This is a genomic window from Streptomyces sp. NPDC002742 (assembly GCF_042888885.1).
GTDB lineage: Bacteria > Actinomycetota > Actinomycetes > Streptomycetales > Streptomycetaceae > Streptomyces.
Genome location: NZ_JBIAQF010000014.1, coordinates 39,940 through 51,986, shown reverse-complemented (window position 1 = coordinate 51,986; position 12,047 = coordinate 39,940). Strand labels below are relative to the sequence as shown.

At 71.2% G+C, this 12,047-nt stretch carries 9 protein-coding genes and 1 tRNA gene; 8 read left to right on the top strand and 2 right to left on the bottom strand.

Annotation, left to right across the window (positions count from 1 at the left end; all coding sequences use genetic code 11):
- Positions 1 to 67 precede the first annotated feature (67 nt).
- Together ACFYW8_RS25130 and ACFYW8_RS25125 are read left to right on the top strand one after the other, a co-directional pair.
- Entirely contained in the window at positions 68 to 1,435 is a 1,368-nt protein-coding gene (locus ACFYW8_RS25130) for an MFS transporter (protein ID WP_389080659.1), read from the top strand.
- Positions 1,436 to 1,718: 283 nt separating this feature from the next.
- A tRNA-Pro gene (locus ACFYW8_RS25125) sits at positions 1,719 to 1,792 on the top strand.
- A gap of 513 nt (positions 1,793 to 2,305) precedes the next feature.
- Here ACFYW8_RS25125 and ACFYW8_RS25120 read toward each other — a convergent pair.
- Positions 2,306 to 2,482 (bottom strand): hypothetical protein, encoded by a 177-nt coding sequence (locus tag ACFYW8_RS25120; protein WP_389080205.1) that lies wholly within the window; start codon positions 2,480 to 2,482, stop codon positions 2,306 to 2,308.
- Positions 2,483 to 2,499: 17 nt separating this feature from the next.
- Here ACFYW8_RS25120 and ACFYW8_RS25115 point away from each other — a divergent pair, with 17 nt between their 5' ends.
- The 6 genes from ACFYW8_RS25115 (at position 2,500) to ACFYW8_RS25090 (ending at position 10,153) form a co-directional block, all read left to right on the top strand.
- The gene (locus tag ACFYW8_RS25115; protein WP_389080203.1) at positions 2,500 to 2,703 is read left to right on the top strand and encodes a zinc-binding dehydrogenase; all 204 of its coding nucleotides are present in this window, start codon (positions 2,500 to 2,502) and stop codon (positions 2,701 to 2,703) included.
- Between the two features lie 387 nt (positions 2,704 to 3,090).
- Positions 3,091 to 4,920: an ABC transporter ATP-binding protein gene (locus ACFYW8_RS25110; protein ID WP_389080200.1), complete on the top strand. Its 1,830-nt coding sequence runs from the start codon at positions 3,091 to 3,093 to the stop codon at positions 4,918 to 4,920.
- A 369-nt stretch (positions 4,921 to 5,289) separates the two neighbouring features.
- Complete coding sequence (locus tag ACFYW8_RS25105; RefSeq protein WP_389080656.1) at positions 5,290 to 6,912, top strand: amino acid permease; 1,623 nt, start codon at positions 5,290 to 5,292, stop codon at positions 6,910 to 6,912.
- 59 nt (positions 6,913 to 6,971) lie between these two features.
- The gene (locus ACFYW8_RS25100; protein ID WP_389080197.1) at positions 6,972 to 8,201 is read left to right on the top strand and encodes an arginine deiminase; all 1,230 of its coding nucleotides are present in this window, start codon (positions 6,972 to 6,974) and stop codon (positions 8,199 to 8,201) included.
- A gap of 23 nt (positions 8,202 to 8,224) precedes the next feature.
- Complete coding sequence (gene argF / locus ACFYW8_RS25095; RefSeq protein ID WP_389080194.1) at positions 8,225 to 9,226, top strand: ornithine carbamoyltransferase; 1,002 nt, start codon at positions 8,225 to 8,227, stop codon at positions 9,224 to 9,226.
- 3 nt (positions 9,227 to 9,229) lie between these two features.
- The gene (locus ACFYW8_RS25090; RefSeq protein WP_389080191.1) at positions 9,230 to 10,153 is read left to right on the top strand and encodes a carbamate kinase; all 924 of its coding nucleotides are present in this window, start codon (positions 9,230 to 9,232) and stop codon (positions 10,151 to 10,153) included.
- Positions 10,154 to 10,203: 50 nt separating this feature from the next.
- Here ACFYW8_RS25090 and ACFYW8_RS25085 read toward each other — a convergent pair whose 3' ends face one another.
- The gene (locus ACFYW8_RS25085) at positions 10,204 to 11,937 is read right to left on the bottom strand and encodes a GAF domain-containing protein (protein WP_389080188.1); all 1,734 of its coding nucleotides are present in this window, start codon (positions 11,935 to 11,937) and stop codon (positions 10,204 to 10,206) included.
- Between the last annotated feature and the right edge of the window lie 110 nt (positions 11,938 to 12,047).

The following is a 12,047-nucleotide window of genomic DNA, read 5'->3' as shown; positions in this document are numbered from 1 at the left end:
GAGCGAGGACGGCTTCGTGGGGGAGCCGTGGGGGCAGGTCAGGGGGAGGGGCACGATCGGGATGACCATGACGTCATCGGGCGAGGGGCCGCTGTACGAAGAGCCGCCCGGCCGCGCGGCACGGGGGGAGATCGACGCAGACGCACACGCCGTCGACCGGCCGCCCCGGCCCGTCTGGTCGCGTGACTTCGCCCTGTTCTTCGTCGCTCGTGCCCTCGCCCGGCTCGGTGACACCATGCTGCCGGTGGCCCTCGCCGCGGGACTGCTGCGGTACGGCTACGGGGTGGGTGCCGTCGGCCTCGCGATGGCCGCGTCGGCCGCCCCGTTCGCCGGACTGGTGATCTTCGGTGGAGTGATCGCCGACCGCTTCAGCACCCGCAAGCTGATGATCGGCGCCGACCTCGTGCGGCTGGTCTCCCAGTCCACAGCCGCGGCCCTCTTCTTCGCCGACCACGTGATCCTCTGGCAGATCTGCGTGATCGGCGCGGTCAACGGCGTGGCGGGCGCCGTCTTCCAGCCCGGCGTCGCCAGTACCGTGCCCCGCCTCGCCACCGACGTACAGGGAGCCAACGGCGCCATCCGGATCGCCGAGTCCGCCGCCCAGCTCGCCGGCCCCGCCCTGGCGGGTCTGCTGGTCGCCTTCGCCTCCGCGGGAGGGGTCTTCGTGGCCCACGCGGGCACCTTCGCGCTGAGCGCCGTGTGTCTGGTGCTGCTCCGCCTGCCCCCGGCCGCCCCCGGAAGCCGGGCCCACAGCGCCGGCTTCAAGGCCGATCTCGCCGAAGGGTGGCGGGAGTTCAGATCCCGTACATGGCTGTGGGCGGTCATCGTGATCTGGTGCGTCTACATGATCTCCGTCTGGGGCCCGACCGTCCCCCTGGTGGCGGCCGAGGTGGTGCAGCGGCACGGCCCCCGTGCCTACGGTCTGATCAACTCGGCCCTCGGCGCCGGTACCGTGATCGGCGGGCTCGTCGCCCTGCGGCTGCGTCCGCGCCGCATGCTGCGCGCCGGTTCGTTCGCCCTCTTCGCCTTCGCCTGCTTTCCCGCGTCCGTCGGGGCGGGACTCGGCGTGGCCGCGATATCGCTGGCAGCGGTGATCGCCGGAGCGGGCACGTCGCTGTGGGGCGTCATGTGGGCGACCAGCGTGCAGACGCAGGTCGCGCCCGACGTCCTCAACCGCATCCACGCCTACGACGTCGCGGGCTCCCTGGCGATGATGCCCGTCGGCCAGGCACTCGCGGGACCCGCCGCCGCGGCCCTCGGCGCCGACAACGTCCTGCTCACAGCCGGCGTCATGACCCTGGTGGTCTCCACGGCCCTGCTCGCGGTGCCCGCGATCCGCGACCTGGTGCGCGTCGACGGCCCCGTGCCCCGGCTGCGGACCACCACCGCCGCACCGCTCGAACCGGCCCGGCGGGACAACGGCCGAGCCGTGTGAGCGGGCCGGCCCGAAAGGCGCCCGCGTATCCGTGCAGCCGGGCATTCACCGGTGGGGCAGGCCAGGGCGGGCAGGGGTGCCCGCGGTCGCTCCACCGTGATCGTTCCGAGGGCGATCACGCGTCCTCGGCCAAAGGTGATGTCACCGCCGACGCGTACCGCCCGTCCGGTTCCGCGCGACGCCGGCCGTCGGGCCCGCGCAAAACGGATGCGCGACCACCGGCACGAGTGCGGTATTGTTTCCGTGCGCGTCCAACCAGGGAAACCCCAGGTCAGACGGGCATCGGGACGTGGCGCAGCTTGGTAGCGCACTTGACTGGGGGTCAAGGGGTCGCAGGTTCAAATCCTGTCGTCCCGACTTTACGAAGTCGCAAGATCAGGGGCCGTTTCAGAGGAGATCTGAAACGGCCCCTTGATCTTTCCTGGGGACCACTCGGGGACCGGTGCGCCTGACTGCGTCAAACGCACCTTGACCCGGTCAGCGGCGCGCCGTACGGTCCGTCGCCCCGACACGCTTCCCGCCCTCCGCGGACCGGTGCCGCTCCGGTCGCGTCCATCCACCGCGGTCGCGGAGGTGGCGAGGGACTGGGCTGGGCTGTGGCCGGCCGCGGCCGGCCACAGCCGACGGCGAGCTGGTGGCGAAGACGGCGACGTGCCGGTGTGCGTGCTGGACGCGGGCAACGGCCGAACCAGTGAACCTGAGGCCACGTCAACCCGCCCTGACCAACTGATGGCTACCTCCCGCACACCGCGGAGGAATCTCAAAGATCCAGGTTCCGTGCTCGCTGTCGGGGTACGGGCGAGGGCGGAGTGCGCCGAGTTCGTGACGACTCCCGCCCCGTGTCCAGGGCGAATGGCGCAAGGGCACGGACTACGAGGTCGGACTCGCCGCCCCGGTCTCGGTGGCCCGGGACGCGAGCCGGTTGACGGTGTCGAGGACCTCGGTGGCGAGGGATTCGGTGTCCCCGATGTCGAGGTAGGTGACGTCGGCGACCGTGTGGAGACCGCGGCACGCGCGGCCGGGTCGTCCTCGTCGGCTACACGGCAAGGCCCGCCCGTCTGGACGTGCTCGACGTGGTCGTCCGCGAGACCGAGATCCGCGGCTCGGTCGGCGCCACCCTCGGCGCCGCCCACACGGTCATGCGACTGGCAGGCGCGGGACTGATCCGCGGCCATGTGGACGCCGAGTACCCGCTGGACCGGGTCAACGAAGCGCTTGACCGACTCGCGGGCGGCGACGCCATCGGGCGATTGGTCGTCACCCCTTGACGCGGGGGTGGCGACCAAGCCGCGCCTGCTCGTGGCCGGCACCGTCCTGAGGTGAACAGGGCCGGTGCCGGCCGTTGCCACGTGAGGATCGCCGGCCGGGTCGCAACCTCGAAGACCACCGGGGCGGTTGGGCCGTACCCGCCTCAGCACCGAGGAAGCGGCCTCTGTCGTACCCGGTCGCCGTCGTCCGCGGTGGCCCGCCACTCCCGCCGGCTGAGGTCGTACAGCTGTCCGGGACGGCCCGATGGCCGAGAAAAACGCTTGGACCGTATGGCCGCCGTCACGGGACACTGCAACTCCAGGCCTGCCCATATGCGTACATACGTCGGCGTCTTTCGTGAACCGCGTGAGGCGCGGCGGGCCGCCGTACGACGACACAGGGTTGGGATGGCATCTCCTGAAGCACGTCCTGAATCGCGCAAGGCCTTACCGCGCAGGGGCTCTGTGCTCCTCGCGCTTCGTTACTACGGAAGGGAGTTGCGCAGACTCCGGCGGCTGACGGTGCCCGCCATGCTGATGCCGGCCCTGGGCAACATCGGCATCAGCTACGTCGCGCCGCTCATCGTCGCGAAGCTCGTCGGCCGTATCGCGGGCGACGGCAGGGGTGTCTCCATCGGCGCCGCGCTGCCCTACGTCCTCGCCTTCGGCGGCGTCCTGCTGCTCGCGGAGGCGTTCTGGCGCCTCGGTCTGCACTGCCTGAACCGCCTCGACGCCCTCGGCATCGAGCGGCTGTACGTGATCGGCATGGACGAACTGTTCGCCAAGGACGCCTCGTTCTTCCACGACAACTTCGCCGGCTCGCTCACGAAGCGGGTGCTGAGCTTCGCCTCCCGCTTCGAGGAATTCGTCGACACGATGACGTTCCAGGTCGTGGGCAGCCTCGTACCGCTCCTGTTCGGGTCGGTGGTGCTGTGGCGCTACGAACCGCTGCTCGTCGTCGGACTCCTGGTGATGATCGCCGTGACGGGGGTGTGCGTGGTGCCGCTCATCCGGCGCCGCCAGGCACTCGTCGACCAGCGCGAGGAGGCGATCGCCCGGGTCTCGGGCCATGTCGCCGACAGCCTGATGAACATGGACACCGTCCGGGCCTTCGCCGCCGAGGAGCGCGAGGCGGCCGAGCACCGCTCCCGGGTCGCGGCGTCGCGGCGGCTCACCCTGCGGTCGTGGGACTACGGCAACCTGCGCATCGACACGTTCGTCGCGCCGATGTCCGTCCTGACCAACGCGCTCGGCCTGCTGCTCGCGATCACGCTCGGCGGCGGTGAGCACGGCGTCGAGGCGGTCGTGGTCGCCTTCACGTACTACGCCAACGCGACCCGGATCATGTTCGAGTTCAACCAGATCTACCGCCGTCTGGAAAGCTCGATGACGGAGGCCGCCCAGTTCACCGAACTGCTGATGACGCCGCCGACCGTGCTCGACCCGGTCGCTCCGGAGCCGCTGCGGTCCCGCGCCGCCGACGTCCGCTTCGAACAGGTGACCTTCACCCACGGCGGGGCGAAGCCGCTGTTCACCGGGCTCGAACTGGCCGTGCCCAGCGGCTCGAAGATCGGTCTGGTCGGCCGGTCCGGCGGAGGCAAGACCACCCTCACCCGGCTGCTGCTGCGGATGACGGACATCGACGACGGCCGCATCCTGATCGGCGGCCAGGACATCAGCAAGCTGCGCCAGGCCGACCTGCGCAGCCTGATCGCCTACGTGCCGCAGGACCCGGCGATGTTCCACCGCACCCTGCGGGACAACATCGCCTTCGCCCGTCCGGACGCCACCGAGGCGGAGATCCGCCGCGCGGCCGAGGCGGCGCATGTCACGGAGTTCGCCGACGCGCTGCCGGACGGTTTCGCCACCATGGTCGGAGAGCGCGGCATCAAGCTCTCCGGCGGCCAGCGCCAGCGGGTCGCCCTCGCTCGCGCGATCCTGCGCGACGCGCCGATCCTGCTGCTCGACGAGGCGACCAGCGCCCTCGACTCCGAGAGCGAGATCCTCGTCCAGGAGGCGCTGTGGCGGCTCATGGAGAGGCGCACGGCGCTCGTGGTGGCGCACCGGCTGAGCACGGTCGCCACCATGGACCGGCTCGTCGTCCTCGACCGCGGGAAGATCGTCGAACAGGGCACGCACCAGGAACTGCTGGCGTCCGACGGCGCCTACGCGAAGCTGTGGCGCCACCAGTCGGGCGGCTTCATCGACGACAGCCCCGCCCCGGCCGAGCAGCACTGAACGCGGGCCCGCCCGGCCGGGCCCGCTGACCTCGGGGGCGCGCACCCGTTCCGCGCAGCCGTCACGCGGACAGGGGCGCGCCCCGAGGCCGGACGGTGGGGGCCGTCACGAAGAACCCGGCCCGCAGGGAGGGCCGGTCGGACGGCGGCCCAGGGACCAACGGTCCCGGTCGGGGACCTGTGGCCACTCTTCACGGCCGACCGCAGGCAGAAAGATCCATCTCGGATCAACCGCCCTGCTGGAGAAGCCGGAAGAGGGAGTACAGCCATGCCCGCGAGGACCACAGATCCCGTGCCGCCGCACGGCACGGGACCGGAGCCCGCGTCCGCCGCGAAGGCGGCGCTCGGACTGCCGGCGGCGACCGCGCTGGTGATCGGCAGCGTCATCGGCACCGGAGTCTTCGCCCTGCCCTCGGCCCTGGCACCCTACGGTCCGATCTCCCTGGTGGCGTTCGTCGTCGTGAGCGTCGGCGCGCTGGCCCTGGCGCTCACCTTCGGCGCGCTGTCCAAGCGCGTCCCCGGGAGCGGGGGGCCCTACGTCTACGCCCGTCAGGCCTTCGGGGAGTTCGCCGGATTCCTCAACGCCTGGTCCTACTGGATCACCGCGTGGGCCGGGAACGCCGCGATCGTGGTGGCCTGGGTCGGCTACGTCGAGGTCTTCGTCAACACCGGGCACCGCGTCTGGGCCTCGGTCCTCATCGCCCTGGTGGGCCTGTGGATCCCCGCGGCGATCAACCTCTCCGGCGCGAAGAACACCGGCGCCTTCCAAGTGGTCACCACCGTCCTGAAGTTCATCCCGCTCGTCTTCATGGCCACCGTCGGCCTCGTCTTCATCGACCCCGACAACTTCGGCGCCTTCAACACCAGCGGTCAGTCGGCGTCGGGTGCGATCTCGGCCGCCGCGGCCATCGCCCTGTTCAGCTACATCGGCCTCGAAGCCGCGTCCGTGGTCGCCGGGCGGGTCCGTGAACCGGGGCGCAACGTTCCGCGCGCCACCGTGTACGGGACCGTCGCCTGCGCCGTCATCTACATCCTGGGCACCCTCGCGGTCTTCGGCACCGTCTCGCACGGCCGACTCGGCGCCTCCACGGCGCCGTTCACCGACGCGGCCAACAACATCTTCGGCGGCACCTGGGCGGGCGACGCCGTCGCCGTGGCCGCCATCGTCTCGGGCATCGGCGCCCTCAACGGCTGGACCCTGATCTGCGCCGAGATGCCGTACGCGGCCGCTCGTGACGGACTCTTCCCGGGAGCCTTCGCGAAGCTGCGCGGACCCGGTGGCGTCCCCGTCTTCGGCATCCTCGCCTCGACCGTCCTCGCCTCTCTCATCACGGTGTTCAGCTACACGCGCTTCGAGGACGTCTTCACCAAGATCGTGCTGCTGAGCGTGCTCACCGCCGTGATCCCGTACCTCTTCTCGGCCGCCGCCCAGCTGTACTGGCTCCTGGTCCGCGGCCGGGACACGCTGTCGGGAGGGCGTCTGGCACGCGACATCACGGTCTCGGCACTCGCGATGGTCTTCTCGTACTGGTCGATCCAGGGCAGCGGCTACCAGACCGTCTACTACGGGCTGTTCGTGCTGCTGCTTGGACTGCCCGTCTACATCTGGCTCAAGCGCGACCGCGGTGAGTTCGGGGAGGACGCCGGTGGCCGCCCGGAGCCCGCCGGAATCCCGCACCCCGACGACGCTCGCGAAGCCGGCCCCGCCGTCCCTTCGCCCGCCGTCTCGCCCGACGCGGACCCCACCGTCCCGGCCGGCGTTGCCTCCGATGCGGGTCCCGCCGTTCCGCGGCCCGGCGTCGCTTCCGACGCCACCCCCGTCGTCCCGGCGCCCGTCGCCGCTTGCGAGGCGGCAGCCGTGCGGGAAGCCCCGGTCGAGTCCCCGGCCCGTACACCGGAGGCCCCCGGTCCGGCCCGGCACACCGTTCCTGACGGCGGCCCCGGTGCGGTCGTCGACTTCGCGGAGATCGCGAGGCACCACCACCACGACTGAGCCCTCGCCTCACTCCCGCCGACCTCGCCTGCGCCCAACTCCCCGAGGAATCAGCTGACATGACCACATTCCACGTCGACTCCGAAGTGGGCCCACTGCGCCAGGTGATCCTGCACCGGCCCGGACTCGAACTCTACCGACTCACACCGCGCAACGTCGACGCGCTGCTCTTCGACGACATCCTGTGGGCCAAGCGCGCCCGGGAGGAGCACGACGCCTTCGCACAGGCCCTGCGGGACCAGGGGGCGCGGGTCCACTACTTCGCGGAGCTGCTCGCCCAGAGCCTCGACCTTCCGGACGCCCGCACCTGGCTCCTGGACAGGGTCGTCACCCCGGCGACCGTGGGGCCCGCCCTGGTGGAGGCCGTTCGGACGTTCTCCGCCGGCCTGGACGGCGAGACACTGGCCGGGTACCTGATCGGCGGGCTGCTCAAGACCGATCTGCCGATCGCCGGCCCGCGCAGTCTCGTGTGGAACGCGCTGGAACCGGACGACTTCGCGCTCGCCCCGCTGCCCAACCACCTCTTCCCGCGCGACAATTCGTGCTGGATCTTCGACCGCGTCAGCGTGAACCCGATGGCCAAGCAGGCCCGGAGAAGGGAAAGCCTGCACGCCGCGGTGATCTACCGGTTCCACCCGCTGTTCGCGGGGTCCGTCAAAGCGCCCCTCCTGGACGGGAGTTCGGCGCGGGACGGGCTCGCCAGCCTCGAAGGCGGTGACGTCCACGTCCTCGGCAACGGGGCCGTCATGGTCGGCATGGGGGAGCGGACCACGGCGATGGCCGTGGAATCCCTGGCGGGCCGGCTCTTCGCGGACGGCACGGCCCGACGGCTGATCGCCGTCCAACTCCCCTCCAGCCGTGCCTTCATGCACCTGGACACCGTGCTCACCATGGTCGACCGCGACGCGTTCGCCATCTATCCGGGACTGGCCGACTCGCTCCGCTCCTGGACCCTCCTGCCCGGCGGTGAACGGGAGAGCGGGTTCGACGTGACCGCCAACTCAGACCTGGCGACCGCCCTGGCCGAGACGCTCGACCTGGACAAGGTACGCATGCTCTCCGCTCCGCAGGACGTACGCGCCGCCGAACGCGAACAGTGGGACGACGGCAACAACTTCCTCGCCGTGGCACCCGGGGTCGTCGTCGGCTACGAGCGCAACGTCACGACCAACACCTTCCTGCGCAAGCAGGGCATCGAGGTGATCACCATCGCCGGCGGTGAACTCGGCCGCGGGCGGGGCGGACCCCGCTGCATGAGCTGCCCCGTCGAACGCGACCCGGTCACCTGACCACAGCGAGGAGAACCCCCACCATGACCGTCGACCTGCGAGGCCGCTCCTACCTGAGCGAACTCGACTTCACCGGGAAAGAGATCCACCATCTGCTGGACCTCGCCGCGGACCTCAAGGCGGCCAAGCGCGCCGGCACCGAACGCCCCCGCCTGACCGGCAAGAACCTCGCGCTGATCTTCGAGAAGACCTCCACCCGTACGCGCTGTGCCTTCGAGGTCGCGGCCGCCGACCAGGGCGCCGCCACCACCTACCTCGGTCCCGGCGACACCCATATGGGCGTCAAGGAGTCCGTGCGCGACACCGCGCAGGTCCTCGGCCGGATGTTCGACGGCATCGAGTACCGGGGCTCGGCGCAGGCCATCGTCACCCGACTCGCCCAGCACTCCGGCGTTCCCGTATTCAACGGTCTGACCGACACCGCGCACCCCACCCAGAGCCTGTGCGACGTCTTCACCATGCGCGAGCACTCCCGCAAGCCCCTGACCGACATCAGCTACTGCTACCTCGGCGACGCCCGCAACAACATGGGCAATTCACTGCTCTCCATGGGCGCGTTGCTCGGCATGGACGTACGGATCGCCGCGCCCCGAGCCCTCTGGCCCGAGGAAACCCTCGTGAGCACCTGCCGAGCGCTCGCCGAACGCAGCGGGGCCCGCATCACCCTGACGGAGGACGTCGAAACGGCGGTCCGGCAGGCCGACTTCGTGCACACCGACGTCTGGGTCTCCATGGGGGAACCCGCCGACACCTGGCGGGAACGCGTCGAACTCCTGCTGCCCTACCGGGTCGACGCCAAGGCCCTCGCGGCCACCGGCAACCCGGACGTGCGGTTCATGCACTGTCTGCCCGCGCTCCACGACCGCGGCACCCGCCTCGGCCGCGAACTGTTCGACACCTACGGCCTCGAAGGGCTCGAAGTCACCGACGAGGTCTTCGGCTCACCCGCTTCCATCGTCTTCGACCAGGCGGAGAACCGGCTCCACACCATCAAGGCGGTACTCGTAGCCACCCTGGAGGACTGAACCATGCGTATCGTCGTCGCCCTCGGGGGCAACGCACTCCTGCATCGCGGCGAACGCCCCGACGCGGAGCGGCAGCGCGCCAACATCGACCGGGCGGTCACCTCTCTCGCGGCGCTCGCCCAGGAGAACGAACTCGTCATCACCCATGGCAACGGGCCCCAGATCGGGCTCCTCGCGGTCGAGAGCGCGGCTGATCCGGCGCTGAGCGCCCCGTACCCGCTGGACCTTCTCGGCGCCCAGACCCAGGGCATGATCGGCTCGATGCTGGCCCGCGCGCTGCGCGCCGCGCTGCCGGGGAGAGCGGTGGCCGCCCTGGTCACCCACACCGTGGTCCGGGCCGACGACCCGGCCTTCGACCGTCCGACGAAGTTCGTCGGACAGGTCTTCCCACGGGAACTGGCCCAGTCCCTGGCCCGCGCCCGTGGCTGGCACGTCGCGGCGGACACCACGGGCTGGCGCCGTGTCGTGCCCTCGCCCGAGCCGGCCGGGATCGTCGAGACGGACACCGTCCGCGCGCTGCTGGCCGCCGGCACGCTGGTGATCTGCGCGGGCGGCGGGGGCGTCCCCGTCACCGCGGACCGGGACACCGGCGCGCTGACCGGGGTGGACGCCGTCATCGACAAGGACCTCACCGCCGTACTGCTCGCGGAGGAGCTGAAGGCCGACTTCCTGCTCATCCTCACCGACGTCCGGTACGTCTACACCGGCTACGGAACCCCCGGCCGGCGGCCCGTCCTGGACGCCACCCCCGCCGAACTCAGGCGCGGCGACTTTCCCGACGGTTCGATGCGGCCCAAGACCGAGGCGGCCGCGCGGTTCGTCGAGCGCACCGGGGGCCTCGCGGCGATCGGCGCCCTCGACAGCGCGTACGAGATCGTCCACGGCAAGGCCGGGACCCTGGTCAGGCCCGAACTGCCCATCGGCTAGCGGCACAAGCGGGCCGGCCCGGCAACGGCCGCCGGGGGAGGGCCCGTGGGTCAGGCCGGGTCGGCGTGGTGCAGTGGCACCGTCCATTCCAGGACGGTTCCGCTCGGCTCGTTGGGCGTCAGGGCGCAGGTGCCGCCGAGGTGGTCGGCGCGGGTGCTGATGTTGCCGAGACCACTGCGGCGGGTGACGTCTGAGCCGATGCCACGGCCGTCGTCCGCCACCCGCAGCCGCAGTGTGGTGGCGGTGGCCTCGGCCGTGACCTCCACGGCGGTGGCCTGGGCGTGCCGGGCGGCGTTGGACAGGGCCTCGCGCAGGACCGCGACCAGGTGTTCACGCTGCTCGTCGGACACGTCGGTGTCCAGCAGGCCGCTCATGCGCAGGGAGGGGGTGAAGCCGAGTGTCTCGGCCGCGCGGCCCACCTCCGTGACGAGCCGGGCGCGCAGACCGGTGGCTCCCGTCCGGTCGCTCTCCCGCAGGGCGTAGATCGTGGATCGTACGACCTTGATCGTGTCGTCGAGGTCGTCCACCACCCGCTGGACGCGTTCGGCCACCTCGGGCCGGTCGGAGAGCCGGTTGAGCACCGACTGCAGGCTGAGCCCGCCGGCGAAGAGCCGCTGGATGGCCAGGTCGTGCAGGTCGCGCGCGATGCGGTCACGGTCGTTGAGGACGAGCAACTGTTCCGCGTCGCGCCGGTGTTCGGCGATCTCCAGGGCGAGCGCGGCGTGCCCGGCGAATCCGGCGATCATCTCGACGGTGGCGTCCGGGAACACGGTGCCGCCGTGCCGGTTCGCGACCTGGAGAACGCCGCGCACCCGCTCCTGCGTGCCCAGCGGGATCACGAACGCCGGGCCGAGTTCGAGAACCGACGCGCTGCCCGTCCCGGTGCGCGGGTCCTCGCTGAGCGACGTACTGACGATGCGCTCGCCGGAGGTGAACACCTTGGCCGCCAGACTCGTCCCGTCCGGCAGGGCCAACCCCCGTACCAGCTCGGCTTCGTGTCCTTCGGCGGACTCGATGACCAGGTCCGTGGTGCCGGTCACCGGCACCGCCAGGGTCACCAGATCCGCGTCGGACAGCTCCCGGACCGTCGCGGTGAACGTGTGCAGGACCTCGACCGGATCGGCGCCCGACAGCAGGGTGCGGGTCAGGTCGCTGCTCGCGGCCAGCCAGCGCTCACGGCGCCGGGCGTCGTCGTACAGCCGGGCGTTGTCGATGGCCACGCCGGCCGCCGCGCCGAGCGTGCGCAGCACGGCTTCGTCCTCGGCGTCGAACTCGGCTCCGCCGTTTTTCTCCGTCAGGTACAGATTGCCGAAGATCTTGTCGCGGACCTGTACGGGGGTGCCGAGGAACGTGGTCATCGGGGGGTGACCGGGAGGGAAGCCGACCGAGTCAGGGTGGTCGCTCAGGACGGGGAGCCGCAGCGCGTGCGGCTCGCGGATGAGCAGGCCGAGGATGCCTTCTCCCCGGGGGTAGTTCCCGATGCCCGCGATGGTCTCCTCGTCGATCCCCACCGTGATGAACTGCTTGATGCCGCCCTCCTCGCCGAGGACGCCGAGTGCCCCGTAGCGGCAGTCGACGAGCTGCACCGCGGATTCCACTATCTGCCGCAGGACCACGTTCAGGTCCAGGTCGCTGCCGATCGCGAGAACCGCTTCGAGAAGGGTGTGCACCCGGTTCTGGGTGCCGCGCACACGCTGCACCTGCTCCTGCAGGTCCTCGAGCAGGGCGTCCAGCCGGAACTGCGGTGCCGAAGGCTCCTCCGGAAGGTTCGCGCTCTGGTCCATTCGTGTTCCCCTCGCTCGCCGCCCGTCGGAGCCATGATGCCTGACCGGCCGCGCCCGCAGTCGAGCACCTGTGCGGAACGCGGCGGACGGCTTCGGGGCGGAAGGGAGGA